This window comes from Rhizobium sp. AC27/96 (assembly GCF_001692325.1).
Taxonomy (GTDB): domain Bacteria; phylum Pseudomonadota; class Alphaproteobacteria; order Rhizobiales; family Rhizobiaceae; genus Rhizobium.
In genome coordinates this window covers 948,788-975,185 of record NZ_LXKN01000018.1, presented here as the reverse complement: position 1 = coordinate 975,185, position 26,398 = coordinate 948,788, and the positions used below count along the sequence as shown (strand labels likewise).

The window sequence follows — 26,398 nt, the reverse complement described above, 5'->3', positions numbered from 1 at the left end:
TCAATCATTGGAGACGCATCATGACCATTCGCTTCGGCCTGCTCGCCTTCCCAGGCGTCCAGCAACTCGATCTGACCGCGCCCTATGAGGTATTCGCATCGATGGAGGATGCCGAAGTTCATCTCGTCTGGAAGGATCGATCGCCCGTCATTTCGGCAACGAAGCTGGTGCTGCAGCCGACGACGACCTTCGCCGATTGCCCGCAGCTCGACGTCATTTGCGTGCCCGGTGGCGCAGGCGTCAATGCGTTGCTGGAGGACGAAACGGTTCTGACCTTTATCCGCGAGCAGGCGGCGCAAGCACGCTTCGTGACATCGGTGTGCACCGGCGCTCTCGTGCTTGGCGCAGCCGGTCTGCTAAAGGGTAAGAAGGCGACGACCCATTGGAACGCCAGGGATTTTCTTTCGGGCTTCGGCGCTATCGCCACGCCGGGACGCGTCGTGCGGGATGGCAATATCTTCACCGCGGGTGGCGTTACCGCCGGCATCGATTTCGGACTGACGATTGTCGCGGCTCTACGGGATCGAGAAGAGGCGGAAACAATCCAGCTGTCGCTCGAATATGCGCCTGAGCCGCCGTTTCATTCCGGTCTGCCGGAAGAGGCGAGCGCCGATGTCTTGGCAAAGACGAAGGCACGCCTTGCCGGCTCGCGGAAGGCGCGTGAGGCGATCATGGCTCGTTTGGCGGCGGCGCGACAGGCCGATTGAGCTTGCAGGATTTCGCACATCCCGCCTGTCTCCTCATTGCAATGGAAGATCGATAATCAGTCGATCATAAAGCCGATCCCATCGGCATTTCCATCGAGGTGATGATGAGCAATCGCGCGACCAAGATCCTGCCCCACCACCGGTTTTCGCACTCGTTGGGCGCGCCGCTGGCGCGCGTCCAGGGCACCATAGCCCATGTGTTCGAGGCGCCGGACAATCACCACGGGGCAAACCATCAGCATTTTACCGTCACAATCAGCGCGGTGCTGAAGTTCGACGGTGGCGATGAGGATATCAATGGGCAGACCGTTTTCGTCGCTGTTCGCTTTGGCGACGATGAGGGGCTGGATCACGAGATTCCCGACCTGAAGGCGGGCGAGCCCATCGAGCTGCAGGGCGAATATATCCCGATCGCTTCTGCATACCCCACAGACGATAACAGCAATCCGATATTGCCTGTTCTTCATTTCACGCATCATCCGGTCGGCTATGTCATGTACAAGGGCGTGCATTATAGCTGATGGCCAAGCATGCGCCGCTTGACCGTCGCCCGCCATCCATTCCGTTCTCCGCTCTGCTTGACTCAAAGCGCATTTCTGCGACCGTAGCGTTGCGACATCCTGTTCGGCCTTGAGGGAAAAGGCTTATCTTATGAACGAGTTCCGGTCACTTCGCTGCACGCTCCGCTTTGTCATGGCGATGGTCGTTACAACAGCCTTCGGCTTTTTCCCGCTAGGGTCGGCATTCGCAGTCGAGGCGGTCAGTTTGCCGCCGCAGACGAAGGCATCGAGCGAGCAGATCGAGAAATTGATCGCTGTCATACGCGAAAACGGCGCCATGTCCGACAAGGACCTGCTACGCCGTCGCGCCGATTTCGAGACATTGATGGCGGCGACGCCGGATGCGACGCGGGTGCAGATTCGCCGTGTCGACGCCAATGGCGTCGATGCCGATCTCATGTGGCCGGCAAGGCTCCATCATCCAATCGGCAGGCGGGCCATTCTCTATCTGCATGGCGGCGGCTTCTACAGCGGCTCGCTGAGGACGCATCGCAACATCGCCTCCTCGCTCGCCAAGGCGGCATCAGCCGACGTGCTGATCATCGATTATCGTCTCGCACCGGACTATGGCTTTTCAGCCCAGACAGACGACGCAATTGCCGCCTATCGCTGGCTTTTGATGTCGGGATACAAGGCCGGAAATATAGTGATCGCCGGTGAGTCCGTGGGCGCGACGCTGGCTATCGAGGTCGTTCTGAACCAGCTTCGACTGAGGGGCGCGCTTCCCGCGGCCGTGATTGCCATGAGTCCTGTCACCGATTTCGCGGCAACGGCAGCTTCGCTGGTTACCAACGCTGCCAGTGATCCGTTCATGGGCAAGGCCGAGCTGACGGTCATCCGAGACGCCTTCGCGCGTGGTCACTCCGCGGTCGATCCCGATATATCACCGCTCTATGCCAATTTCGGCGGATTTCCGCCGCTGCTCATACAGGTCGGCTCGCGAGAAGCACTGCTCGACGACAGCACGCGTCTTGCGGACAAGGTGGAGCAGGCGGGAGGCAATGTGAGCCTGGAGATCTGGCCCGGCATGATCCATCAATGGCAGATTTTTCCATTCTGGCTCGACGATGCCAGGAAGTCGGGTGCGAGAGTGGCCGAGTTTGCAATCTCGCACTTCGCAGATAAGCCGGCGCAATAATCGACGCAGGTGATGTTGGAATGTCCGGTCGTCTGTGGGGCAGGCCGGCTTTGAAGGGTGTGGTTTGGGTGGAAACAAGGCCTTTCGGTTCCGTTGGCAAAATTATATATCGCGATAAATAATCGCAAAACAAATTTTTATATGGACAAGGACGAAACGGTTCTCTACAGATATGCATGTCGCGATAATAAATCGCACGATACATTTTAAGTGGAGATTGAAATGAGCCAGTCGATGCATCAAGCTACCCGCCGGGGCGTCATGACAGCCGGGCTAGGCCTTGCCGCCGCCGCAGCCATCACGCCCTTCGCGCAACCTGCACAAGCCTCTACAAAGCAATCTTCGAAAGGTAAGGACACAATGAGCAGCAGCACGATCACCACCAAGGACGGAACCGAGATTTTCTACAAGGATTGGGGAACAGGGCAGCCGATCGTTTTCCATCACGGATGGCCCTTGAGCGCCGATGACTGGGATGCCCAGATGTTGTTCTTCCTCAATCAGGGCTACCGCGTCATCGCGCATGACCGCCGCGGCCACGGCCGCTCCAGCCAGACAGCGACCGGAAACGAGATGGATACTTACGCCGCTGACGTGGCCGCCCTTGCCGAGCATCTCGATCTGAAAGGCGCCATCCACGTCGGCCATTCCACCGGCGGCGGTGAAGTCGCCCGCTATGTGGGCCAGTATGGCCATCACGGCCGGGTTGCAAAAGCAGTGCTGATTGGTGCCGTGCCGCCAGTCATGGTCAAGTCCGACAAGAATCCCGGCGGTCTGCCGCTGGAAGTATTCGACGGCTTTCGGACTGCTCTTGCCGCCAATCGCGCGCAATTCTACCGCGATATTCCGTCGGGACCGTTCTACGGCTTCAACCGCCCCGGTGCGGCAGTTTCACAAGGGATCATCGACAATTGGTGGCGCCAGGGCATGATGGGCGGCACCAAGGCGCATTATGATTGCATCAAGGCCTTCTCGGAAACCGATTTCACCGAGGATCTGAAGAAGATCGAAGTGCCGACGCTCGTCATGCACGGCGATGACGACCAGATCGTTCCGATCGCAGATGCGGCTCTTCTCTCCATCAAGCTGCTGAAGAACGGCACGCTGAAAGTCTATAAGGGCTTCCCGCACGGCATGGCCACGACGCATGCAGACGTCATCAATGCCGATCTGCTGGCCTTCTTCAAGGCTTGATAGGATTTAAAGAACAGGGCGCCCGCCGGCAGGCGAGCGCCCACAGCCGGCCGAGTGCTGTTACCACCTCCGCCGCCTCAGCTATCCAGTTTCAATGAAAGCTGAACGGCACGCGGCAAGGGCGGTAGCGGTCGGCTGATGTCGACGCGGCGTTTCCAATTGGCAAGCCGCTCCTGCTCCCGCTCCCGAAGAGCCTTCGAGACCGCGACAAAGGTCATGGCACGCTCAATGACTTGCTCTGCTTTGCTCATGGATACCTCCATTTGTTCACTTTATGTTCTCATATTGAAAACTCAAAGTCAAGCTCGTGGCCTATAAGAGCCCGTCGCGTTCCAATGCTCACGCGCTGAGCCAGCGTATTGGAATTGGTCTGTGCAGTATTCTGATACTATAACGTCACGACCGACCGGAAGTTCCGTGTCAATCGCATGCGCCGACGGCGTCGCCGACTATAGTCTCCCATGAACCTCGATGAGATCAGCGGCAGCTGGGGCTTTTCGATTTTAGAGAAATGTAGCCTTTTCCGATGACGCCTATAGCCATCGGCAACAAAAAAGGCCGGAGCGAAACCGCGCCGACCTTCCTGACGCCGCTCTCTCACCAATGCCAGTACATCCGTGGTCAGAAGAGGAAAGCGACTAGAACATTGCGAGCGTCATTTCTGCGCTCACCAGCAATATTGTTAACAAGTAGATAGTCTATTATTCGTTGAATTCAAGTGGTGGGGAATTTTATTTCCGCTTTTCCGTCGTCTGCCTAGCGTAACGGCAAGCATTTTTTGACGTTGCAAAGGCTCGCCGAGCAATCCACCTTTTCCGGTAACTGAATGACTGGTAAAGTACTTGCGATCGATGTGACACGGAAATTGCTCCGCCGCCATCCTTCGCGGTGGCCCATGTCGAAGCTCACATTCAGGTACGCCATTCGCCGGGAATGCGATCGTACCTGGACTGTGTATGATATTTTCACGGGAAGGGCGGCAGAGCCCACGCATTGGATCTTGAATGTTCTGACGGAGAAGGAAGCAAAGACTTATTGCGCCATTCTCAACGTCAAGGACATGGAAAGGCGTGAACGACTTGGCTTCTAGCGCCATGTCGCAAGCTGTCCGCTAACCTGTTGTCCGAATGTATGTGCCACGCCTGGTGAGGCGGCCAGCCTATGCCCGGCCGCGTTTGACAGTCTTTTTCTTTTCTTTTACCGGCTTGGCGGCCTTGGGCTCTTCGTTGGCTTCCTGCTGCAGGCGAAGGGCTCGTAGTGCCTCGGTTTTCTTCTCCCGAGCGATGTTTTCTGCTGCAACGATGCTCTTTGCTGCATTGTCGGTAATCGTGGCTTTATCACTGCCGAGAGATGCGGTTTTCTTGAAAAACTGTTCTTTGGTAGCTGACATGATCGCTCCTTTTTGCTTAAGGACAAATACGGACAAATGTCCGAAGACTAACGATTTTGAGTTCGGCTTCGGTCGCTCTGGGGTAGCAAGCCATATCTCTGTGGTTCTTATCAAGCTGTGCTATCGTGAACTGGCTCATGCCTCGTCTTCAATGCACAGTTCTAATTGTTTGTACGGGCTCTACGCATTTCTGTTTCAAGCGATATACCCTTTCGAGTCATAGCCTTATTGAATGCGCACCATGCCTGATCAATATCATTGCCGCCTGCGAGAACTGCAACATGCATTCTCGCTTCTTCAACGCACTACGCTCCGGCCTATCGGGAGACCTGCTTTTTAGCTCCCTTGGCGAGGGGTTTCAGCCAAGGCTCCGATCGTTGGGATGGAGATCCCTCTCCACCGGCAAGTGGATCTTCGCAGAGCGTTTCGATTTCCGTTGCTGCGATCCGCCGCTCGAAGTTCTCATGCGTGAAGCGAACCTGGTAGTAGGCCTCGACGGTGTCGGAAGGCAGCATGCTGATGATGCGGCACATCCTCGGAGCCGCCTTCAGCCGAGTGAGATCCGCTTTCAAGACCACCAAGTCTCCAGTCGAATACGTCATTCTGCTCATGGCATCCCCTTATCGATGGGTCGCAGAAATACAAAAGGCCGGGCTTTAACCCGACCTTCCCCGTCACTCAGTTCATCGCTGCCAGTACATCCGTGGTCAGCATGACGAATGACAATTAGATTGCTCGCAGGTTGTCAGCAGAGCTTTTGCCGGTCTTGCGATCGCGCACCAGCTCGTAGCTCAGCTTCTGACCTTCAGCGAGAGAATTCATCCCAGCGCGCTCAACGGCAGAAATGTGAACAAACACATCCGTCGCGCCGTCTTCAGGCTGAATGAAGCCAAAACCCTTGGCGCTGTTAAACCACTTTACGGTCCCTGAAGTCATAGGGAATTCCTTTCAATTGGACATGGAATTTCGTTCTGTGGAAAAGAATTTCCACAGTATTACAAACCGAAATTGAAAGAAAATTCGCGCCACGCTTCCGGGCGAACAAAGATCATCAAGCAAGATCGACAGTTTATAATATAGGGACGAAATAGGGCAAAGGCAAGGCTGCATTTTTGGACGCGGCAGGCGGGCCAGGTTCGGAAGCGGTGTCGGTCGGGGGTACGCTCAAAGCGGTCTTAAGGCATCGGCTTGCCCTAACGATCATTGACGACGCAGGTTGATGTCGCTGGTAACGACAGATTTGCCTGATGACAGGTCCTTGTCGATTGTCTGGATTGTCAGTTGGTTGCTGCCTTGTTTGCGGATGGCCATATTGGCATTCCGGTCGCCATTGACCAAGCGTGCCCAGCGCACCGCCAGATTGATGACATCACCCCGTCTGCTCCCGGATAATTGCGACGACGCACCGGACGGGCCGGTGTACGTGCCCGAATAGCGGGTTCCCCGCGCCGTAAGGTTCGCCGAAATTGCGCGGTTGATGACCAGAAGCCCGCGGCAATTGCCCTTCATCACAATAGAAGATCCGGGTGCGCTGATAGTGAATGTGCAGGAGACGTTGATCGGCGAGCCTCCGATCTTGCGCAGTACCTTGCCGGTCCCAATCCAAGTGCCGTTCAATGGCTTCAGAAATCCGCTATCATCCGCAAAGGCAGGAGCCGCGGCACAGAGTGCGGCGAGGATTGCAAGAAGGCATGCTTGGCGGCGCATCATCTCAATCTCCTGAGCGGAATTGATAGGGAACGCTGCTGCGGCCCCGGCGGTTCCGCCGCCATCAAAGCCAGTGTATGCGCTTCATGATGTAGAGGGTGACAGCGGAGGTTATAGCGACAAGGGCAACGATGATGATGAAGGCCCAGGTGTCATTGACGCCTGGAATACCGCCGACATTCATGCCGAAAAGGCCGGCGACGACGCTTGGCGGTAGGAGGAGGGCGGCAAGTGCTGCAAGCCGGTTGGAATTGCGCGCGATCCGTTCGCTGATCACGGTGGAAAGGTCGTCGTGCAGGATGCTTGTCCGGTCGCGGATGGCATCCAGATATTCGATGCAGCGCATCAGCTTGTCGATGACTTCACGCATGCGCAGCTTGTCGCGTTCGGCAAGCCAGGGCGCATCGTCATGTTCGATGCGGTTGAGCGCATCGCGTTGCGGCGCGAGATAGCGGCGAAGCTGCACGGCTTGTCTGCGAAGCAGCTTCAGACGCTCGCGAACTTCGGCTGCTTCGCCGTGGAAGATAAGCTCATCCAGTTCGTCCACTTCCTCGTCCATCCCGTCAAGGACCGGTTCCAGGTCTCTCACGAGCTTGTCGCTGACGAGGGCGAGCAGTTCGCCGGTGCGCTTCGGACCCTTACCCTTTTCGAGCACCAGCCGGATGTCGCGAAGCGCTGTGATGTAATGCCCGCTGTCACGAAGCGTCACGACGCGGTTTTCGTCCACCCAGGCGTGAAGGGGAACAAGATCCAGTTCCGCCGCTGCTCCTTCCGCGTCCTCGGGAGGCGAAGCGCAGACCCCGCGCAGGATGATCAGCAAACCGTCGTCGACGGGCTCGACGCGCGGGCGGGATTCATCCTCCAGCAGGGCGTCGGCAACGAGAGGATCGAAGCCGCCATTGTCAGCCACCCATGCTGCTGCCGCGTCGTGATCGCGCTCGAGATGAACCCAGAGGATTCCGTCGGCAGGTTTCCACTCCCGCAAGCCTGTGCTGCTGATTTCACGACAGCCGCCGTTGCCGTCAAGAAGCAGGGCAAAGCGAATTCCGGGCTCGACCCCATAACTCAACTGGATCTTCTGGCCTGCTGGCTCCATCCGCCCTCATCCCCCACGAGTGCAAAAAGCAACCGAAATCATAAGGCTGCTTTCCAAAAGCCTAGCATTACCGCCAATCGCGCGAAACAGGGGGGCGACGAATGATTGATGTTGGCCCGACGACTTAGCCTTAGGCTGGCTTACTCGGCGGCCGCGGCGAGACATCCATCGATGATCCCGCGGATCTCAGCGCGGCAGGAGCCGCAATTGGTGCCGGCATTCAGGGCCTTGCCGACGGCCTCGACGCTGTGGCACCCGCCACGAATGGCGCTGACGATCTGGTTGACGCCGACGCTGAAGCAGGAGCAGACGGTTGCACCCGCATCGACGGTATCGGCGCCCGGCCTGCCGGCGACGAGAGCGAAGCGTTTGCGCAGATTGCCATGCGACGCGGATAGCTGTGCGATCGCCCAGCTTCTGGCAACGGCAACCGGTTGGCTGGCGACAAACAGCGCGGCAAGCAGCCGCTCGCCGTCGAAGAAGGCAAGACGCAGGTCGCCGGAGGCTCGGTCAGCGTAACCGAGCGGCTCCAGCCGGTCGGGTATGTCGAAGGTTGCGCGGCACCAGCTAGCCCAATCATCCGGCGTGGCATCAAACGCAAGCTCGGTGCGCCATCCGCCATCGGTCTTGGCCAGCGCCCAGTAGGCGCTATCCAGATGATGCGGCTTTGCCGCTGAGACCGCAAAGCAATAATGTGCTGGCTTGAAGGGGCGGGCGCGGACGGCGACATTTTTCGAAGCCGGCTGGCCGGAAATGGGGTCGGTGACGGGCGCAACGACGCTATCGATGCGGGCTCTTGCGGCAAAATTGTCGTTCCAGTGCATCGGCACGAACAGGCTGCCGCGTGCCTGCCTCTCCGTCACCAGGGCTCGAACGATCACCGCGCCATGCGAGCTTTCGATCTCGACCAGGCCGGCATCGCCGACGCCGATCTCCATGGCGTCGCGCGGATGGATTTCGGCAAAGGGCTCGGCGATGTGCTGCGACAGGCGGGCGCTCTTGCCGGTGCGCGTCATCGTATGCCAGTGGTCGCGAATACGGCCGGTATTCAGCGTCAACGGAAACTGGCTGTTGGTCCGATCACTCACCGGCGCTTCGACGGCCACGAAACGTGCCTTGCGATCGGCATGGTAGAATCCGCCCTTGGCGAAGAAGCGGGTCGTCTGCCGCGCCGATCCGGCCGGCTGCGGCCACTGGAACGGCACTAGGGCGTCATATTCTTCTTCACCGATCGCCTCATGGACGCCGATATCGAAGTCGCGGCTGCCATCGTTCTCGAAGCCGGAGAGGCCGGCATGTTCGGCGAAGATGTCCGCGGCAGTCTGAAACGAAAAGGCGGCAGAAAAACCCATGCGGCGGCCGACTTCGGCCATCTGCCACCAATCGGGCCTGGCTTCACCGGGTGCCGAAAGAAACTGCCGCTGCCGGGAGATCCGTCGCTCGGAATTGGTGACGGTGCCGTCCTTTTCGCCCCAGCCGAGCGAGGGTAGCAACACATGCCCATGCCGCGTCGTATCGGTCTCTCTCAGTATGTCGGAGACGACAACGAAGGGGCAGGCCTCGATCGCGGCCTTGACGGCGTCGGCATCCGGCATAGAGACCACAGGATTGGTGGCCATGATCCACAGCGCCTTGATGCGGCCATCGCCGACTGCGCGAAACATGTCGACAGCTTTCAGCCCCGGCCTGGCGGCAATCCCCGGCGCCTGCCAGAAGCGCCGCACGCGGTCGCGGTCTTCTGCATTCTCGATCGCCATGTGTGCGGCTAGCATGTTGGCGAGGCCACCGACTTCGCGGCCGCCCATGGCGTTCGGTTGTCCCGTCAAGGAGAAGGGGCCCATGCCGGGCCGGCCGATGCGGCCGGTGGCGAGGTGACAATTGATGATGGCGTTGACCTTGTCCGTGCCGGACGCGGATTGGTTCACGCCCTGGCTGTAGCAGGTGACGACTTTATCGGTCGCGGCAAACAGCCGATAGAATTCGCGAAGCTGCATCGCCGGCAGGCCAGTGAGGTCAAGCACCTCGTTGAACGACACGGCGCATGCGGCGGCAAAAGCCTCGGCAAAGCCATTGGTGTGTTCCGCGACGTAATTCTGATCGACGGCGTTGTTTGCGATCAGATGCGCGAAGAGGCCGAGGAAAAGCGCGACGTCTCCATCCGGGCGGATCGCCAGATGCAGATCGGCAATATCGCAGCTCATTGTCCGGCGCGGGTCGATGACGACGATCTTCATCGATGGCCGCGCCGCCTTGGCTGCGGCCAGCCGCTGGTAGATGACCGGATGGCACCAGGCGAGATTGGAGCCGGTCAGGATCACCAGGTCGGCAAGCTCGATATCTTCATAGGTGCCCGGCACGGTATCAGCGCCAAAGGCGCGGCGATGTCCGGCAACGGAGGATGACATGCAGAGCCGGGAGTTCGTGTCGATATTGGCCGAGCCGATGAAGCCCTTCATCAGCTTGTTGGCGACGTAATAATCTTCCGTCAGCAGTTGGCCGGAAACGTAGAAGGCAACGGAATCCGGCCCGTGCTCGGCAATCGCCTCGCCGAAGCGTTTCGCAACAAGATCGAGCGCCTGGTCCCAACTCGCCCGCTCGCCGTTGATCTCCGGATGGAGCAGCCGCCCGTCGAGATCGATGGTTTCGGCAAGGGCCGATCCCTTGGAACACAGCCGGCCGAAATTGGCCGGATGGTCGGGGTCACCCTTGACGGAGACGTTGCCGTCATCGCCAGCGCTGGCGATGACGCCGCAGCCGACGCCGCAATAAGGGCAGGTGGTTTTGGTCTCAACGGGCATGGTCGCGCCGCTCACTCTGCCGCCATCATCAGGCTGTCGAGAGCTATCGACAGCACGCCATTTTCGTTGCGCACCGGAATGGTCCTGACCGCGCCCTTGTCCGCACCAAGTGCTTCGCCGGTTTCGAGCGAAATCACCCAATTGTGCAGCGGACAGGTGACGGCCGCACCATGGACGATCCCCTGGCTCAGCGGGCCGCCCTTGTGCGGGCAGTGATCCTCGATGGCGAAGATCTGGTTTTCGGCGGTGCGGAAGACGGCGATCTTGCCCTGCGGGGTTTTCACGCACCGCGCGCCACGCAAGGGAATATCCGAGATATCGCCGATTTCGATCCAGTTCATGTCCATCTCCTCACTCGGCCGCCTGATGGAAGCCGACTGTCGCCATCGGCCGGAATTCGTGCTTGTCCTTGCCGGAGACACGCTCGGACCAGGGATCGACCTGCGCGAATTTCTGGCTGAAGACGAAGCGTTGGTAATAGGCTTCACGCTTCTCCCGGTCTGTCATGATCTGGCGGCGGATCTCGTCAAGGCCGATGCGCTTGGCCCATTTGTAGATGCGCTCGAGATAACGGCCCTGTTCGCGATACATCTGCGTCAACGCCACGATATGCTCCAGTGCCTCGTCCTCGGTCCTGACGAGGCCGAGCACTTCCGTGCCCTTGATGTCGAGGCCGGCAGCACCGGCGAAATGGATCTCGAAGCCGCTGTCGACGCAGATGACGCCAATGTCCTTGCAGGTTGCTTCGGCGCAGTTTCTCGGACACCCCGATACCGCCAGCTTGAGCTTTGCCGGTGTCCAGGAGCCCCACATGAATTTCTCGATGCGGATGCCGAGACCGGTGGAATCCTGCGTGCCGAAACGGCACCAGTCGGAACCGACGCAGGTCTTCACCGTGCGCAGGCCCTTGGCATAGGCCTGGCCCGATATGAAGCCGGCCTTGCCGAGATCGGCCCAGACGGCCGGCAAGTCTTCCTTGTGAATGCCAAGCAGATCGATGCGCTGGCCGCCGGTCACCTTCACCATCGGGATCTCGAACTTGTCGACGACATCGGCGATGGCGCGCAGTTCACCGGAATTGGTGACGCCGCCCCACATGCGCGGCACCACTGAATAAGTGCCGTCTTTCTGGATATTGGCGTGGACGCGCTCATTGATGAAGCGCGACTGGTAGTCGTCGGCATACTCGTCCGGCCAGTCGCAGACCAGATAGTAGTTCAATGCTGGCCGGCACTTGGCGCAGCCGCAGGAGGTCTTCCATTCCAGCTCCTGCATAACGGCCGGTATGGTCTTCAGCTTCTTGGCCTTGATCAGGCGGCGCACGTCGTCATGGCCAAGCTCGGTGCAGGTGCACATCGGCTGCACGGCCTTTGGATTATAGGCATCACCAAGCGTGATCGACATCAGTTGCTCGACGAGACCAGTGCAGGAGCCACAGGAGGCGGAGGCCTTGGTATGGGCTCTGACATCATCGAGCGAAGTCAGGCCCTTAGCTGATATGGTCGAGGTGATTTTGCCCTTGCAGACGCCGTTGCAGCCGCAGATCTCCGCGTCATCCGGCAAGGCTGCAACGGCCGCCATAGGGTCCAGCGGTGACCCTCCCTGATAGGCCTGACCGAAGATCAGCGTCTCGCGCATCTCGGAGATGTCGGTCGCCTTCTTCTTCAGGTCGTTGAACCAGGCGCCGTCGGCCGTTTCTCCGTAAAGCACGGTGCCGATGATGCGGTTGTCCTTGAGTATCAGTCGCTTGTAGACGCCGGCTGCCGCATCGCGCAGGACGATCTCCTCGCGGTCGTCGCCATCGGCGAAGTCGCCGAGCGAAAACAGGTCGATGCCCGTGACCTTCAACTTGGTTGGCGTATCCGAATGCACGAAGCTGGCGGATGTATCGCCGGCAAGCCGCGCGGCTGCAACGCGCGCCATCTCGTAGAGCGGCGCGACAAGGCCATAGACCTGCCCGCCGACTTCGGCGCATTCGCCCAGCGCAAGGATATCGCCGTCAGAGGTGCCCATACCGGCATCGACGACGATACCGCGATTGACCGCAAGGCCGGCTTCCTTCGCGAGCCCGGCGCTTGGGCGGATACCGACGGCCATGACCACCAGCGTTGCCGGTATGATCGTGCCATCGGAGAGTTCCAGACCCTCGACTTTGCCGTTCCCGACAATGGCCTTGGTATTGGCCTTGGTGATGACCTTGATGCCGCGCTCTTCGATCGCCTTCTGCAGGAGATAGCCGGCGGCGGGGTCGAGCTGACGCTCGAGCAAGGTCTCATTGACGTGCAGCACGGTGACATCCATGCCACGCAGATTGAGGCCGGCCGCCGCCTCGAGGCCCAGCAGGCCGCCGCCGATGACGACAGCCTTGGCGCGCGATTGCGCCGCCAGCAACATGGCGTTGACATCATCCAGATCGCGATAGCTCAGGACGCCGGGCAGGTTCGCACCGGGAACGGGGATGATGAAGGGAACGGAGCCGGTGGCGATGACCAGCTTGTCGTAGCTCTCGGTGACGCCGTGATCCGAGGTTACGGTCTTGGCGGCGCGATCGATGGCGACGATCTTGTGGCCCTTGTAGAGGGTGATGTTGTTCTTGATGTACCAGCCGTCGCCATGAATGACGATTTCCTCATAGCTCTTTTCGCCTGACAGGACCGGCGACAGCATGATGCGGTCGTAGTTGACGCGCGGCTCGGCGTTGAAGATCGTGACTTGATAGAGGTCGGGTGTCTTTTCGAGAAGGTGCTCCAGCATGCGGCCGGGCGCCATGCCATTGCCGATGATGATGAGTTTCTGGGTCATGGAGATCACTCCGCAGCTTCGACGAAGCGGTGGCGTTCGTAGAGGAACTTCAGCACGGCTTCGCGGCATTTGAGGTAGGTTCGGTCGGAGGCGAGATCGAGGCGGCTGCGCGGCCTTGGGATCGGTACCTCAAGCACGTCGCCGATATGGGCGGCAGGCCCGTTGGTCATCATCACGATGCGGTCGGAGAGCAGCACCGCCTCGTCGACGTCATGGGTGATCATGACCATCGTGCTGCCGAGGCGGGCATGGATCTCCATGACGGCATCCTGCAGATGGGCGCGGGTGAGCGCGTCAAGCGCGCCGAAGGGCTCGTCGAGCAGCAGGATCTTCGGCTCCATGGCGAGCGCGCGGGCGATGCCGACGCGCTGCTTCATGCCGCCGGAGATTTCCGAGGGGCGCTTGTCCTTGGCATGCGCCATCTGCACAAGATCGAGATTGCGCATCACCCATTCATGTCGCTCGGCCTTGGTCTTCTTGCCGCGAAACACTTTCGAGACGGCGAGATTGACGTTCTCGTAGACGGTGAGCCACGGCAGAAGGCTGTGGTTCTGGAAGACCACGGCACGCTCGGGGCCCGGCTCATTGACCTCGCGGTTTTCCAGGAGCACCGCGCCGGCGGAGACCCGAGTGAGGCCGGCAATGAGGTTGAGCAGGGTGGATTTGCCACAGCCGGAATGGCCGATGATCGAGACGAATTCGCCCTTGTCGATGGTGAGTTCGATGCCTTTCAGCACCTCGGCCCGCTGGCCGCCACGATCGAAATGCTTGTCGATATGATCGAGCTTCAGATAAGCGCTCATCCTGTTCTCCTCAATTGCTGGTCATGCCGCGGGTGACGATGGCGCCGAGCCCCGCGACCAGGCGGTCGAGGACAAAGCCGGTGACGCCGATGTAGGCCAGCGCCACGATGATGTCGGGCAGGCGCGACGAGTTCCACGCATCCCAGATGAAGAAGCCGATGCCGACGCCGCCGGTCAGCATTTCGGCGGCGACGATCGCAAGCCAGGAGAGCCCGGCGCCGATGCGCAGGCCGGTGAAGATGTAAGGGGCGGCGGCAGGCACCATGATGCGGAAGAAGAATTCGATCTGGTTCAGCCGCAGCACTCTCGCGACATTGCGATAATCCTGCGGAATGTTGCGTATGCCGACCGCAGTGTTGATGATCACGGGCCAGATCGAGGTGATGAAGATCACGAAGATCGCCGAGGGGTTGGAATTCTGGAAGGCGGCAAGCGACAGCGGCAGCCAGGCGAGCGGTGGCACCGTGCGCAGCACCTGGAAGATCGGATCAAGCCCGCGCATCGCCCAGATGGATTGCCCGATGAGTGCGCCGATCAGCACGCCGGCGACAGCGGCAAGGCCGAAACCATAGGCGACGCGCTGCAGCGAGACGAGCACACGCCAGGCAAGTCCGATATCCTGTGGCCCGTTATTGAAGAACGGATTGACGATGAGGTCGTAACTCTCCTGCCAGACCACCGAGGGCGGCGGCAGGCTGGCGCCCGGCTGCTCACAGAGCAATTGCCAGACGCCGAGCATGATCATGAGAACTACCAGCGGCGGCACCACGGCCCGCAGGATCGCGAAAGCGATCTGACGGATGTCGATGCGGCGCACAGGGCGAGCGGAGAGGGTGACAACCTGGCTCTTGGGCACAGTTGGAGCTGCCGGGTTGGGTGTTTGCTTGCGAGCGAGTGCAGACATCACGACGCCACCTTGATCGAGAGGCTTTCGAGGTAGGCGGAAGGGTTTTCCGGGTCGAAGACCTTCCCGTCGAAGAATGTTTCCTTGCCGCGCGAAGTCGAGGCGGGAATGTCCGATGCGGCGACGCCGAGGTCCTTGGCGGCGTCGCGCCAGATGTCCTGACGATTTACCTGCCCGACCAGGGTCTTGACGTCGGTGCTGGGAGCGAATTTGCCCCAGCGCATGTTTTCGGTGATGAACCATGCGTCATGGCTCTGATAGGGATAGGAAACGCCGCCCTTCCAGAATTTCATGTAGAGATCGGTGCCCTTGGCGACACGGCCGTTGCCGTAGTTGATATCGCCCTTCAGGCGGCCGAGCACATCCTTGGGCGGCACGTTGAACCATTGCCGCTTGCCGAGAATGGTCGCCATTTCCTCCTTGTTTTCCATACTGTCGCACCATTGCTGGGCTTCCATGACGGCCATCAGCAGTGCCTTGGCGGCATTGGGGTTCTTCTCGATCCAGTCGGCGCGCATGCCGAGCGCCTTTTCCGGATGGCCCTTCCAGATCTCGCCGGTCGTACAGGCCGTGAAGCCGATGCCCTGGTTGACGAGCTGCTCGTTCCAGGGTTCGCCGACACAGAAGACGTCCATGTTGCCGACCTTCATGTTCGCAACCATCTGCGGCGGCGGTACCACGATGGTCGAGACGTCCTTGTCAGGGTCGATGCCACCAGCCGCAAGCCAGTAGCGAATCCAGAGATCATGCGTGCCGCCGGGGAAGGTCATGGCGGCCTTGATTTCCTTGCCGGCCGCGCGTTTTGCGTCGAAGACAGCCTTCAGCTTGGAAGCGTCCAGCTCGACGCCGGTGTCGGCATATTCCTTGGCAACCGAAATACCCTGGCTGTCGTAGTTGAGGCGAGCGAGGATCGCCATCGGCACCGGCTGGTTGTTCTGGGTCACTTTGCCGGTGTGCATGAGGTAGGGAAGAGGCGAGAGGATATGAGCGCCATCGATGCCATTCGCAGCGCCGCCCAGCACGAGATTGTCGCGGGTTGCGCCCCAGGATGCCTGCTTGGCGACATCGACATCTGGAAGGCCGTGCTTTTCGAAGAGCCCTTTTTCCTTGGCGATAACCAGCGGAGCTGCATCGGTCAGCGCGATGTAGCCAAGCTTTACCCCCGCTACTTCGGGGCCGGCTGCCGCTGCAAAGGCGCCGGAGGGGAAGGCTGTCTTCACCGCGCTGATCAAGGCCGCGGCAGCAGATGTCTTCAAAATGTTTCGGCGGGTAACGCCACCGGACAGGATCTTCTTCACTTGCAGTTCCCCTTGTTTTGCTCGTGACGGATGAAATTCGGACATAAAAAAACGCCGCTCGGTCAATGCGGCCCGGAACAGGAAGAGAGTCCCCGGGGCATGAACCTTGCGACGTCGATGTCTTTGCGAGCGCGTTTTCCGCGCATTGCGTGCTTCGATCGCCATTGACCGAAGCGAATATAAAGAAGCAATCAGCGTGCCAGTTTTTGATGAAGAGGCTATTGCATTGTAATGTATTCGTTATTTTGAAATTTCACGTGTCTGCTCATTGCGTGCGCAGTTGCGGCAGCTGCAAATATTTTGAGCGAATGAGCAGTGCTGGGCTTTGCGCGTTGCGTCGATTTTGTGCAATGCAGCGTATTCAGGTGTCAGATTTCGTCGTTGGAAGATGACCCAGCGGCCTTCGCCTGGACTGCGAAGCCGGCAACATAATCTGCCATCTTGTTGGGGTCGAAGATGTGGCCGTCCATGAAGCGATCGCCGTCTTTGTCGCCTTCGATGCGGATATCGGCATCGCCTGGTGATGCCTCGTTTCCTAGCGCCAGCCGATAGAGATCGGAGCGGTAGGCGGAGGCTGCCATCTTCATATTCTGCTCGGAGAGAGCGGTCTGGCCCCAGCGCACCATCTGGCTGAGAATCCAAAGGGCCTGGCTCGGGCGCGGATAATTGGCAAAGCCGCCATGGAAGCTGAAATATCGGTCGATGACGCGTCGGTGACCCTTGGCATCGAGGTTGAATTCCCCCGCCAGCACATGGCGGATGATTTCAACGGGGGCTGCGATATAGCGCTGATCGGCCAGCGCTTCGGCAAGCGCATCATGGTTTTCAGGTCGGTCGCACCAGCGTGCCGCCGCATCCAGCGCCACGATCAGGCGCGAGACGGTCTCCGGATGGCTTTCGGCCCATTCGGGCCGCATGCCGATCACCTTTTCCGGTGCTGACGGCCAGATATCCTGCTTGGCGGCGACGATACGCCCGACACCCCTGGAAGATGCGACCATGTTCCAGGGCGCGCCGACGCAGAAGCCGTCGATTGCGCCTGCCGCTAGTGCGTCTGAAGTCAGTGGTGGCGGTACGACGACGAGCTTCACGTCCCGATCGGGATCGATGCCGCCAGCCGCCAGCCAATAGCGGAATTCGTAATTATGCGACGAGAACGGATAGGTCATGCCGAGCGTCGGCGGCTGCTCGCCACGCTCCTTCATTGTTCCAACGACCTGGGCCAAGGCCTTTGAATTTTCCAGGGCACTTGCGTGGTCGGAAAGGCCGGCCTCGTTGCTCATGCGTTCGAACAACCGTGTCGACAGGGTGATGGCGCTACCGCCGCGACCGAGTGAGAACGGCGTGATGGTCGGCGAAGGGTTCGATCCCAGCCCCAGCATCGCGGCGACCGGCATCGGCGAGAGCATATGGGCGATGTCGAATTGCCGGAATGCGAGGCGGTCGCGGACATTGGCCCAGGACACGTCCTTGACGAGGTCGAGCGTGATGCCTTCCTTGCGTGCGAAGCCGAATTCGGCCGCAGCGATCAACACGGAAGCATCGACCAGTGGAATGAAGCCGGCACGGAGCGTGCGCGGGCCTTCGCCATTGCTGCGGAAAGGGGCGGCCAGCTTACCGCCGTCTGCCACGCGATCCCCAGTGGAATTGGCTGCTTGTGCTCTCATGTTCACTCCGATGTCTCCCCCTTGCGGGCGGCGGACGAGATGGGGCGAGGGGCGGTCACATCAGTAACCCCGCTGCCGTCACCACGCTTTGTGCGATGTCGGACATCTTCTTCTTTTCGTTCATGGCCGTTTGCCGCAGCAGGGCGAAGGCCTCTTCTTCCGAGAGGCCGCGCATCTTCATCAAAATGCCCTTGGCGCGCTCGACGATCTTGCGCTCCTCAAGGGCCGATTTGGCATCCGCGAGTTCCCGCTGCAGTCGGCTGAAAGCGTTGAAGCGGCTGACAGCCATGTCCAGGATTGGCTTCACCCGCTCTTTCCTGAGTCCATCAACGATATAGGCCGAGACTCCGGCCTCGACGGCGGCTTCGATCGAGGCTGTGTCGGAGCGGTCGACGAACATGGCGATCGGTCGCCCCACAGTCCGCGTCAGCTGGAACAGATGCTCCATCATGTCGCGGTTGGGGTTTTCGAGATCGATGATGATGACGTCCGGCCGCAGCGTATCGATGGTGCGTGCCACGCCATGGACTTCATGGATGACGGTCACGCGCTCGTGCCCAGCCTCCCGCAGGCCCTCTTCGATGATCGAGGCGCGGATGGCGTTCTCATCGATCACAAGAATGGTCAGATCGAGACGGCTCATTGCGCCTTTATGACGCAATGCAGCAAAACGGGCAAGCCATGCGCTAAAATATTAGGCGAAAAGGAATTTGCCTAAATATTATGCCAATAGCTTATTCAAAAGCACCACCCCTCAGCGCTGCCAATAGGCGGCAATGCTGAAGGTGCCGGCATCTCTGGCCATCTCGCCTTTCATGAAGGAGCGGATGGTGCGGGCTTGCTGCTGCTCGCAGGCAGCCCAGACAAAAGTTTCGGGATCGGCTGATGGCACGATCTCTTTCAGGATGCGTTCGAGCGTATCCGTCGTTCCCGCGTCGGCACCATTGCGATGGAGCCAGGTGACATTCATCGAAGCGGCTGAGGGCAAGGGTTGCTCTTCGAGCCTGTCGGCGACCTCCAGGAAAATGCGCAGATTGGCTTCGGCGGGCACAGACGCTGCGATGCGGGCGATAGCGGGCAGGGCCGTTTCGTCACCGGCGAGAATAAGCTTGCGGGCTGCAGGCACGCCACCGCCGCCGGGGCCGATGAGAGCAGCTCGGTCGCCGGGCCGAGTTGTCAGCGCCCATGTTGCGCCGGGGACGTCATCGCCTTCATGGACGACGAAATCGATGTTCATCTGGTTGCGAACAAGGTCGATGCTGCGGATCGTATAGGCACGAATGGTCAGCGCATCATCGCCCTTCGGCCAATGGATGCGGCCGTCCGGCTCCGTATGCGGCCAGACCGGCTCGCGGCCTTTCGGCGGAATGAGGAGGCGGGCATGCATGCCGCCTTCGGAAAAATGCCTGACGTCATCGGTCGCGACCACGACACGGCGCATATGCGGAGTGACGTTATAGGCGTTGACGACGGTAATCTCGCGAAGGTTTGGAATGACGGATGGTTGTGGCCCATCGGCCCAGGTCAGATCAAGCGCATTGCCAGCCGAGAGCTCGAAAAGGTTCTCGGCCACCATGCTGCGCACGGTGAAAAGCATCGCCGCTGTCGGGCAACGCAATTTGATGTCGAGACGATTGTCGGAAATGGCGATGTCGGCGCTGCCGATGACGGTCTCCAGGCGCGCTCCGGATGGGCTTCGCGTGACCTTGACGTGCTCGGCAAAACGCCCGCAGAATTGCTCCAGCAACTGACCGGCATCCTGATGTGGTGTGGCGACGCCGGACGCTGTGAAGTCCCTTGCATGCATCATTGCTTTGTCTCCTTGCGGGTCAGGAACCAGATGAGATATGGGCCGCCGATCAGGGCCGCAAAAAGGCCGACCGGCACCTCGTAGGGAAAAATCACCATTCGCGACAACCAGTCGGCGATGGTCAGCAGCATCGCTCCAAGCAGTACGCTGGCGATCAATTGGTGGATGGTGCTGCGAAACCCGATCAGGCGGGCGAGATGTGGCGCGATCAGTCCCGTCAGGCTGAGCGGGCCGACGAGGTAGGACGGAATGGCGGTCAACAGGGCAGCCAGCACCGCCAGAACGAGCCGGCTTATCGCAACCGATAGGCCGACTGAGTGGGCGACGCCACCGCCCATCGGCAGGATGTCGAACCATCGCCGCAGCAGCGGCAGCAACGGAATGAGGACGGCAGCCGAAATGACCCCGGTCCATGCTTCGAACGAGCCGGCGCGATTGGTGGAGCCTGACAGCCAGGTCAGCAGGAGATAGCCGCGCAGGTCGCCACGGGCGAGAACGACGGTGACGATCGCCATCGATAGCGCGCCGATCGCTATTCCCGACAACAGCAGCCGCTCCGGTCCGAAGCCGCCTCGGGCGCTGATGGCGAGCATGATGAGGAAGGCAACGAGTGCGCCGATCGTCATGGCCGTGATCATGATCGCAGGCGAGGGGAAGGCGAACAGGAACAGGGCCACCGTCAGCCCCGCGCCGCCGCCGGCGCTGACGCCGAGCACTTCGGGGCTGGCGAGTGGATTGCCCGTGAGGCGCTGCATGATGAAGCCGGCGGCCGCCAGCATCGCGCCGGCTGCTCCGGCGACTACGGTCCTTGGCAGGCGGAACGGCAGAAGTTCCGGGAATTGACTGCCAATTGCCACCTGCCAGCCATCCATGCTGCGACCGACCGACAGCGCCCACAGGATCAGAAGGACGAATGTGACGACGAGGAGGACCAGTGTTCGGTGCGGCTTGGCTAGATTTTGCCTTACGCGCGGCGCGCCTTGGGTGTGATGTGCGCTGGCAGAACGCAGCCTTGGCAAAAGCAGAAGCAGCAGCGGGCCGCCGAGGAGCGCCGTTGCCGCACCGGTCGGCGCAATGTCGGAAAAGCCGGGCGAGAGCAATTGTACCGCGCAATCCGTGAGGAACAGCAGGCCGGCCCCGGCAAGCGGTGCGGCGATCAACAACTGCCCCGTGCGGCGGGCGCCGCAAAATCGGGCGAGATGCGGCGCGGCGAGCCCGAGAAAGCCGATGATCCCGACCTCAGCGGTCACCGAGGCCGAGAGCCACACTGCAAGCGCCAGAATGGCGAAGCGCGTGCTGTGGAGGCCGAGCCCGAGGCTCTTTGCGCTCGTGTCGTCTAGGCTCATGATAGCAAGCGGACGGATCAGCACGGCAGCGGCGATGAAGCCTATGGCGAGCCGTGGGGCGAGCGTAATGACACCATCCCAGCTTTGCTGGTTCAGGGCGCCGGCACCCCAGATGAAGATCGACATGGCATACTCGCCGCGCGCAAGAATGATGGTCACGCTGAGTGCCGAGGCGACCAATGTCACCATCATGCCGCAAAGCGCGACCGTCACCGGATCGAGGCCGCGGCGCCAGCTTAGCGCCAGCACGATCAGGACAGCCGCTAGTCCGCCGGCAAACGCCGCGATCTCGCGTGGCAAGCCGATCAGAAGCGGGAAAAAGCCGATCGTGATCGTCATTGCCAGTTGCGCGCCGGCGGCGATCCCGAGTGTTGATGCGTCGGCGATGGGGTTGCGCAGAACCCTCTGCAGCAGCGCGCCGGAAAGGCCGAGAGCCGCGCCCGCGATGAGCGCGATGGCCGAGCGCGGCAACAGGCTGTCGACAAGCAGGATGCGATTGAGAACCGCCGCACCGGTCAAATCCGGAGCGAGCTGTGGACGCAGGGCGACCAGCAGGGTGAAGGCGAGGATGCAGGCAAGGCCAAGGACGAGGCTGCTGAGGCCCAGCGGTCCGCGTCTGACGATGCCGGGCCGCTCAACCGTTCCATGCATGGGAGAGCCCTCCTGCAAGGAGATCGGCAAAACGTCCGGCCGCCGGCAATGCGCCATAGGGGTTGATCGAACCGAGCAGAAGAACGCGGCCGGCCTGGACCGGCGGGAGTGCCTTCCAGAAGGCGCTATACTGCAGTTCGGCAAAAGCATCCGCCGGATGCGGCGGGATCAGCACGATCCATGCTTCCGGCATGGCGGCCAGACGCTCGATCCCGACCGGGGCGGTGGCCGAATAGCTGGTGAGGTCAGGCCAGGCATTGGTGAGGCCGGTGCGGGTGAGAACTTCGCCGAACATGCTGTCGGAACCGAAGACGCGGAAGTGCCTGGCATCACCAAGGTTGATCGGCAGGATCGGCCGATGGTCACCCTTGCTGAACCGGTCGCGATAGGTTTCGAGCTTTGCTCGCATTGTATCGACCAGCGCCCGGCCGGCGGCCAGTCCAAGCCGGTCGCCCAGCGCAAGCGTCATATGCTCGGAGAGCTGGTAGGGGCTGCTGCCCGGCTTATAGACGGCATGGCTTTCGACCGGCGCAATCAGGCGCATGCGATCATCGGCCCAGGCATAGAAATTGGAGTTGAAGATCAGGTCGGGCTTGGTGGCGTAGAGGACTTCGAAATTCGGGGTGCCGCGCAGGCCGAGATCGGCGACGCCGGCAGGCACCGTGGGCGTGACCGCAACCTCTCTGAACTGCAGAAGCTCGGTTCCGGCAACGACATTGGCATTAATGGCGAACAGCGTTTCGAGGATCGCCCAATCGAGCGTCGCAACGCGCGGGCTCGTTGCTGCCTGCGCTGGCGCAAAACCGGCAACCGCGCCGGCCGCAGCCGTCGCCAGGAATTGCCGGCGTGATAGGGTATGTTCGCGTCGCGCAGTCATGGAAGATAGCTGATGGTTTCGCAACGCGGCAGGCGGGAAAGCACGTCCATATCGACGTTGAAAATGCGCTGCAGCTGTCCAGCCGTCTTCATTGCGACGCCTTTGGTTTCAAACGGGTAAGGGGACTGCCATTTGGCAATCCCCGGCTCTTTGCCATGATCGAGAACAAAAGTATACTTTTAATCTCAACTTACCACTTCTTGGTGAGCTTGAAGGTGACCGTGCGTGCTTCGCCATAGCCGCAGACATTCTCCCCCGCGCAGCCCGAGACATAGTCCTTGTCGAACAGGTTGGCGACGTTGAGCGACGCGCCCCAGCCCTTCTTCTCGTAGCGGATGCCGGCGTCGAAGAGCGTTGCGGAAGGTACGCGCAGCGTGTTGGCCTGGTCAGCCCATGACTTGCCCTGATAGCGTACGCCGGCACCGATGCTGAGGCCGTCAAGCGCTTCGCTCGTGAAGGCGTAGTCGAGCCAGAGCGAGGCGGTCGAGTTTGGTACGAGGTAGGGCGAATTGCCGATGATGGCGGTATTCAGATCCTTGATGACTTCCAGATCCGTATAGGAATAGGAACCAAGCACCTTCCAGTTGTCGTCGAGATTGACCTTGCCTTCGAATTCGACGCCGCGCGAACGGACCTCGCCGATCTGGCGCTGCAGGAAGGTCGTCGGATCGGTCAGCGCCATGTTCTTTCGGTCGATCTGGAAGATGGAGGCGGTGAACAGGCCGTCGATAAAGTCAGGCTGGTACTTGACGCCGGCTTCGTATTGCTCGCCCTTTTCAGGTGTCAGGCCGCCGCCGGTGACGCTGGTGCCGATCAGCGGATTGAAGAAGGTGCCGGCGCTGATATAGGGCGTGATACCGTTCGAAAACTCGTAGGCAAGGCCTGCGCGGCCGCTCGGCGCGTTTTCGTTCGACTTGTAACTCGTGCCGACCTTGGAGTCGGAGTTGGTGTCGACGAAGTCATAACGGCCGTTGAGCGTTACCAGCCAGCCGTCGCCGAAGCGTATCTGGTCTTGGGTATAGATGCCGAGCTGCTGCTGCGTCATGACCTGATTGAGGTAGACGAAGTTGGTTCCCTGCGGTGTGCCATAGATCGGGTTGGTAGCGCTGATCGGATTGGAGCCGCAGCAGGACTGGATCTGATCGAGGCGGTAGATCGAGTAATCGGTGCCGATCAGGAAGTCGTGGCTGATGGGGCCGGTATCGAACTTGTTCTCTGCGCGGGTGTCGACCGAGAAGGTGTCCACCTTCGAGCGCTCGAAGAAGCCGATGCGGTTCAGCATGTAGTTCGGGTCGCTATAGCCCGGGCTTAGCGGATTGCCGCCGACATAGCCATTGAGATAAGGACCTTCCTCGCGCTTGTAGAGGTGGCCGTAGCGCGCATTCTGCGACACGGTCCAGCCGCCGTCGAAGTCATGCGAAAACTCGTAACCGAGCATCTGCTGGGCGTATTTCAGGTTGTCGATGCTGCGTTCGCCATAGAAGGCATCGCGCTTGATCTTGCCGAACGGCGCGTCGACGACGGTGCCGACATAGGGGAAGAAGCCGTTGCCGCTGTGGATCTCATCGAGGCCGCTCAGCATGCCGAAGACGGTGAGCTTGGTGGATTCGTCGGGAGAGATCGTCACCTGCGGCATGATGAAGCCGCGTAGGTCATGCGTGCCGTCGCTATAGGTATCGCCGCCGGCGATCTTGCCGGTCAGGCGGTAGCGATAGACGCCATCCGCAGAAAGCTTGTCGGAGAAATCGAAGCCGAGGAAAGCGTTGCCGAGATTGTTGATGCCGATCTCGGTGGAATATTGCGGGCTATCCGTCGGCTCCTTGCGGACCATGTTGACGAGGCCGCCCGGATTGGCGCCGCCGTAAAGTACGGAAGCAGGACCCTTCAAGACCTCGACGCGCTCGAGCATGTAAGGATCGATCTGGAAGCCGCCGAAGCCATAGCTATAGAGCGTCAGGCCGTTCATGAAGACGCCGCTCTGCGTCGCGTCGAAGCCGCGAATATAGAACCAGTCGGTATCACCATCATTGCCGAAAGGCTGCGTGGTAACGCCCGGCGTATAGCGCAGTGCTTCATCGACCTTGTTGGTGATGCCGCGATCCTGCATTTCCTGCTGGCCGATGACGGAGACGGATTGCGGGACTTCGGTGATCGGCGTGTCGGATTTCGAACCGGAAGTGGTTTTCTTGGCAACATAGCCCTTGACCGGTGCCGTGCCGCTATCTTCGCCCGTCTGTTGCGAGCCACCGCCTTGAATGACCAGCGGCTGCAATTCCGTGGCCTTTTCCTGTGCCGCTACCTGCGAACCTGCCAGCAGTGCGGTAATGGCTACGCCCGTCGCCAATATCCACGCCCGTGATACGTCTTGCTTCAATCCCAGCATTTCCGTCATCTGTCCCGATCTTGCGCCTGCCCGGCCAAGGTGGCCGATCCCTCAATAAGATGAGCAGTTAACTCATATTTAACGGCGACGCTTGTCTGTTTCTGGGGAAATTGAACGTTTTTGGGCAATTCTCCGTGGCGCGCGCAATTGCTCGTGAACTGTGGTTTTCAGGCAAGCATGCTGCGTTTCCAGTTGGCCGGAGCAGTGCCGACATTCTTGCGGAAAACACGGGTGAAATGCGCCTGGTCCGCAAACCCGGTTTCGACTGCGACCGTGGTCAGCGGCATTTCGCTCGTCAACAACATGTGCTTGGCGCGTTCGAGCCTTGCCTGTGTCTGCCATTGATGCGGCGGCAGGCCGGTCGAGGCTTTGAAGGCATGGCTGAAATGAGATTGCGATAGGCCGGTCAGCGAGGCGAGTTCTTCTAGCCGGATGTTGCGCACGCAATTTTCCTCGATGTAGTCGACGGCGCGGCGGAGCTGCCAGGCGGCGAGCGCGCTGCGACGGCGCGGCTGCTGCGCACGCAATTGCAGCACATCGATCAGCAGCGAGAGCGTCAGGCCATCGCCATAGAGATCGTGGAGAGGCTCGGGATTCTCGCATTCGGCGGCGATCAGTTCGGCGAGAGCGATCAGGCGCGGATCGCTGAAGTGCAGGCGTGGATTATCAATTCGAGCGGGATCGATGTCTTCCATCAGCCTCTGGCCGATGATCGCGGCATCGAAATGGATGTCGAGGTGGCGCACGAATTCGATGCCGGTGAGATCGGCCCAAAGCTCCATGCCGGCCGGGATGTAGGAAATGCGGCCGTGATCATAGTCTTGCGCACGGCTCTGCGCGCGCGGTGACAGCCTGACGTTTGTCGCTCCAGAGCCGCGTTGATCGAGCAAAATGAAAAGCCGCGGATCCTGGGCGACGTAATATCCACCCGCACGCGCCGCGCAATTGACGTTCCAAATGTCGGCGACGATGCCGTTCCATTGGCGGCGATGAACGCCGCCGATAACGGAGAAGCCGCCAATCTTGTTCTGCATTCTGGGCTGAAACGTCATTTGCAGCTTCCGGTGTTGCTCCGCGCGAAAATCCTTCATATTTAACTCAAGTTATTATAGCAGAGCCGAGCCGCTGGCAATCCGGCGATTGCGGGCTTTATAGTTCCCGACTTTGGATGGCAAGACGGCTTGTTTCTCGGTCGCAAGCTGTGCGGATGGATTGATGTCGCGGCTGAAAAACCGGACATGATGCGACGGAAATCTCCCGCCATCAT

At 60.2% G+C, this 26,398-nt stretch carries 23 protein-coding genes; 4 read left to right on the top strand and 19 right to left on the bottom strand.

Going from position 1 to position 26,398, the window contains the following annotated elements:
* Positions 1 to 20 precede the first annotated feature (20 nt).
* The 4 genes from A6U86_RS18130 (at position 21) to A6U86_RS18115 (ending at position 3,599) form a co-directional block, all read left to right on the top strand.
* On the top strand, positions 21 to 707 hold the full coding sequence (locus A6U86_RS18130) for a DJ-1/PfpI family protein (RefSeq protein WP_068394105.1): 687 nt from the start codon (positions 21 to 23) through the stop codon (positions 705 to 707).
* Positions 708 to 811: 104 nt separating this feature from the next.
* Entirely contained in the window at positions 812 to 1,228 is a 417-nt protein-coding gene (locus A6U86_RS18125; protein WP_083196897.1) for a hypothetical protein, read from the top strand.
* 130 nt (positions 1,229 to 1,358) lie between these two features.
* Positions 1,359 to 2,405, top strand: a complete 1,047-nt coding sequence (locus A6U86_RS18120) for an alpha/beta hydrolase (protein WP_083196874.1) — start codon at positions 1,359 to 1,361, stop codon at positions 2,403 to 2,405.
* A 360-nt stretch (positions 2,406 to 2,765) separates the two neighbouring features.
* On the top strand, positions 2,766 to 3,599 hold the full coding sequence (locus tag A6U86_RS18115; RefSeq protein WP_136687288.1) for an alpha/beta fold hydrolase: 834 nt from the start codon (positions 2,766 to 2,768) through the stop codon (positions 3,597 to 3,599).
* A gap of 77 nt (positions 3,600 to 3,676) precedes the next feature.
* On the opposite strand, the gene A6U86_RS35650 is transcribed toward A6U86_RS18115, so the two are convergent.
* The 19 genes from A6U86_RS35650 to A6U86_RS18015 all read right to left on the bottom strand — a co-directional run bounded on the left by A6U86_RS35650 (position 3,677) and on the right by A6U86_RS18015 (position 26,183).
* Complete coding sequence (locus A6U86_RS35650; protein WP_169055465.1) at positions 3,677 to 3,850, bottom strand: hypothetical protein; 174 nt, start codon at positions 3,848 to 3,850, stop codon at positions 3,677 to 3,679.
* Between the two features lie 908 nt (positions 3,851 to 4,758).
* Positions 4,759 to 4,989, bottom strand: a complete 231-nt coding sequence (locus tag A6U86_RS18100; RefSeq protein WP_068393826.1) for a hypothetical protein — start codon at positions 4,987 to 4,989, stop codon at positions 4,759 to 4,761.
* A 317-nt stretch (positions 4,990 to 5,306) separates the two neighbouring features.
* Positions 5,307 to 5,600 carry a hypothetical protein gene (locus A6U86_RS18095; protein WP_068393824.1) on the bottom strand — a complete coding sequence of 98 codons (294 nt, stop codon included), beginning with the start codon at positions 5,598 to 5,600 and terminating at the stop codon, positions 5,307 to 5,309.
* A 115-nt stretch (positions 5,601 to 5,715) separates the two neighbouring features.
* Positions 5,716 to 5,925 (bottom strand): cold-shock protein, encoded by a 210-nt coding sequence (locus A6U86_RS18090; protein ID WP_068393822.1) that lies wholly within the window; start codon positions 5,923 to 5,925, stop codon positions 5,716 to 5,718.
* 264 nt (positions 5,926 to 6,189) lie between these two features.
* Positions 6,190 to 6,696 (bottom strand): hypothetical protein, encoded by a 507-nt coding sequence (locus A6U86_RS18085; protein WP_068394101.1) that lies wholly within the window; start codon positions 6,694 to 6,696, stop codon positions 6,190 to 6,192.
* Between the two features lie 64 nt (positions 6,697 to 6,760).
* Positions 6,761 to 7,792 (bottom strand): zinc transporter ZntB, encoded by a 1,032-nt coding sequence (locus A6U86_RS18080; RefSeq protein ID WP_068393821.1) that lies wholly within the window; start codon positions 7,790 to 7,792, stop codon positions 6,761 to 6,763.
* A gap of 140 nt (positions 7,793 to 7,932) precedes the next feature.
* Positions 7,933 to 10,590 carry a nitrate reductase gene (locus tag A6U86_RS18075; protein ID WP_068394099.1) on the bottom strand — a complete coding sequence of 886 codons (2,658 nt, stop codon included), beginning with the start codon at positions 10,588 to 10,590 and terminating at the stop codon, positions 7,933 to 7,935.
* An 11-nt stretch (positions 10,591 to 10,601) separates the two neighbouring features.
* Complete coding sequence (nirD, locus tag A6U86_RS18070; protein WP_068393820.1) at positions 10,602 to 10,937, bottom strand: nitrite reductase small subunit NirD; 336 nt, start codon at positions 10,935 to 10,937, stop codon at positions 10,602 to 10,604.
* 4 nt (positions 10,938 to 10,941) lie between these two features.
* Positions 10,942 to 13,392: a nitrite reductase large subunit NirB gene (gene nirB, locus A6U86_RS18065; RefSeq protein WP_068393818.1), complete on the bottom strand. Its 2,451-nt coding sequence runs from the start codon at positions 13,390 to 13,392 to the stop codon at positions 10,942 to 10,944.
* A gap of 5 nt (positions 13,393 to 13,397) precedes the next feature.
* Positions 13,398 to 14,195, bottom strand: a complete 798-nt coding sequence (locus A6U86_RS18060; protein ID WP_068393817.1) for an ABC transporter ATP-binding protein — start codon at positions 14,193 to 14,195, stop codon at positions 13,398 to 13,400.
* Between the two features lie 10 nt (positions 14,196 to 14,205).
* Positions 14,206 to 15,099 (bottom strand): nitrate ABC transporter permease, encoded by an 894-nt coding sequence (gene ntrB / locus A6U86_RS18055; RefSeq protein WP_068393815.1) that lies wholly within the window; start codon positions 15,097 to 15,099, stop codon positions 14,206 to 14,208.
* Positions 15,099 to 16,397: a CmpA/NrtA family ABC transporter substrate-binding protein gene (locus A6U86_RS18050; RefSeq protein ID WP_068393813.1), complete on the bottom strand. Its 1,299-nt coding sequence runs from the start codon at positions 16,395 to 16,397 to the stop codon at positions 15,099 to 15,101. The genes ntrB and A6U86_RS18050 overlap by 1 nt, the downstream gene beginning before the upstream one ends.
* A 368-nt stretch (positions 16,398 to 16,765) precedes the next feature.
* A complete protein-coding gene (locus tag A6U86_RS18045) occupies positions 16,766 to 18,064 on the bottom strand; it encodes a CmpA/NrtA family ABC transporter substrate-binding protein (protein ID WP_068393812.1) in 1,299 nt (432 codons plus the stop codon).
* Positions 18,065 to 18,119: 55 nt separating this feature from the next.
* A complete protein-coding gene (locus A6U86_RS18040) occupies positions 18,120 to 18,707 on the bottom strand; it encodes an ANTAR domain-containing response regulator (RefSeq protein WP_034479549.1) in 588 nt (195 codons plus the stop codon).
* A gap of 111 nt (positions 18,708 to 18,818) precedes the next feature.
* Entirely contained in the window at positions 18,819 to 19,874 is a 1,056-nt protein-coding gene (locus A6U86_RS18035; RefSeq protein ID WP_083196872.1) for a siderophore-interacting protein, read from the bottom strand.
* Positions 19,871 to 21,871, bottom strand: coding sequence for a Fe(3+)-hydroxamate ABC transporter permease FhuB (gene fhuB, locus A6U86_RS18030; RefSeq protein ID WP_068393811.1), 2,001 nt, complete (start codon positions 21,869 to 21,871; stop codon positions 19,871 to 19,873). Before fhuB ends, A6U86_RS18035 begins: the two co-directional genes overlap by 4 nt.
* Positions 21,855 to 22,748, bottom strand: a complete 894-nt coding sequence (locus A6U86_RS18025) for an ABC transporter substrate-binding protein (protein WP_068393807.1) — start codon at positions 22,746 to 22,748, stop codon at positions 21,855 to 21,857. The genes fhuB and A6U86_RS18025 overlap by 17 nt, the downstream gene beginning before the upstream one ends.
* A gap of 190 nt (positions 22,749 to 22,938) precedes the next feature.
* Positions 22,939 to 25,131 (bottom strand): TonB-dependent siderophore receptor, encoded by a 2,193-nt coding sequence (locus tag A6U86_RS18020; protein ID WP_068394096.1) that lies wholly within the window; start codon positions 25,129 to 25,131, stop codon positions 22,939 to 22,941.
* A gap of 167 nt (positions 25,132 to 25,298) precedes the next feature.
* On the bottom strand, positions 25,299 to 26,183 hold the full coding sequence (locus A6U86_RS18015) for an AraC family transcriptional regulator (RefSeq protein WP_068393805.1): 885 nt from the start codon (positions 26,181 to 26,183) through the stop codon (positions 25,299 to 25,301).
* Positions 26,184 to 26,398: the final 215 nt, after the last annotated feature.

Excerpts from the sequence above, each read along its gene's own strand:
- A6U86_RS18130 (WP_068394105.1), top strand. The coding sequence starts at position 21 with ATGACCATTCGCTTCGGCCTGCTCGCCTTCCCAGGCGTCCAGCAACTC.
- A6U86_RS18125 (WP_083196897.1), top strand. The coding sequence starts at position 812 with ATGAGCAATCGCGCGACCAAGATCCTGCCCCACCACCGGTTTTCGCAC.
- A6U86_RS18120 (WP_083196874.1), top strand. The coding sequence starts at position 1,359 with ATGAACGAGTTCCGGTCACTTCGCTGCACGCTCCGCTTTGTCATGGCG.
- A6U86_RS18115 (WP_136687288.1), top strand. The coding sequence starts at position 2,766 with ATGAGCAGCAGCACGATCACCACCAAGGACGGAACCGAGATTTTCTAC.
- A6U86_RS35650 (WP_169055465.1), bottom strand. The coding sequence starts at position 3,850 with ATGAGCAAAGCAGAGCAAGTCATTGAGCGTGCCATGACCTTTGTCGCG.
- A6U86_RS18100 (WP_068393826.1), bottom strand. The coding sequence starts at position 4,989 with ATGTCAGCTACCAAAGAACAGTTTTTCAAGAAAACCGCATCTCTCGGC.
- A6U86_RS18095 (WP_068393824.1), bottom strand. The coding sequence starts at position 5,600 with ATGAGCAGAATGACGTATTCGACTGGAGACTTGGTGGTCTTGAAAGCG.
- A6U86_RS18090 (WP_068393822.1), bottom strand. The coding sequence starts at position 5,925 with ATGACTTCAGGGACCGTAAAGTGGTTTAACAGCGCCAAGGGTTTTGGC.
- A6U86_RS18085 (WP_068394101.1), bottom strand. The coding sequence starts at position 6,696 with ATGCGCCGCCAAGCATGCCTTCTTGCAATCCTCGCCGCACTCTGTGCC.
- A6U86_RS18080 (WP_068393821.1), bottom strand. The coding sequence starts at position 7,792 with ATGGAGCCAGCAGGCCAGAAGATCCAGTTGAGTTATGGGGTCGAGCCC.
- A6U86_RS18075 (WP_068394099.1), bottom strand. The coding sequence starts at position 10,590 with ATGCCCGTTGAGACCAAAACCACCTGCCCTTATTGCGGCGTCGGCTGC.
- nirD (WP_068393820.1), bottom strand. The coding sequence starts at position 10,937 with ATGGACATGAACTGGATCGAAATCGGCGATATCTCGGATATTCCCTTG.
- nirB (WP_068393818.1), bottom strand. The coding sequence starts at position 13,392 with ATGACCCAGAAACTCATCATCATCGGCAATGGCATGGCGCCCGGCCGC.
- A6U86_RS18060 (WP_068393817.1), bottom strand. The coding sequence starts at position 14,195 with ATGAGCGCTTATCTGAAGCTCGATCATATCGACAAGCATTTCGATCGT.
- ntrB (WP_068393815.1), bottom strand. The coding sequence starts at position 15,099 with ATGTCTGCACTCGCTCGCAAGCAAACACCCAACCCGGCAGCTCCAACT.
- A6U86_RS18045 (WP_068393812.1), bottom strand. The coding sequence starts at position 18,064 with ATGAGAGCACAAGCAGCCAATTCCACTGGGGATCGCGTGGCAGACGGC.
- A6U86_RS18040 (WP_034479549.1), bottom strand. The coding sequence starts at position 18,707 with ATGAGCCGTCTCGATCTGACCATTCTTGTGATCGATGAGAACGCCATC.
- A6U86_RS18035 (WP_083196872.1), bottom strand. The coding sequence starts at position 19,874 with ATGATGCATGCAAGGGACTTCACAGCGTCCGGCGTCGCCACACCACAT.
- fhuB (WP_068393811.1), bottom strand. The coding sequence starts at position 21,871 with ATGCATGGAACGGTTGAGCGGCCCGGCATCGTCAGACGCGGACCGCTG.
- A6U86_RS18025 (WP_068393807.1), bottom strand. The coding sequence starts at position 22,748 with ATGACTGCGCGACGCGAACATACCCTATCACGCCGGCAATTCCTGGCG.
- A6U86_RS18020 (WP_068394096.1), bottom strand. The coding sequence starts at position 25,131 with ATGCTGGGATTGAAGCAAGACGTATCACGGGCGTGGATATTGGCGACG.
- A6U86_RS18015 (WP_068393805.1), bottom strand. The coding sequence starts at position 26,183 with ATGACGTTTCAGCCCAGAATGCAGAACAAGATTGGCGGCTTCTCCGTT.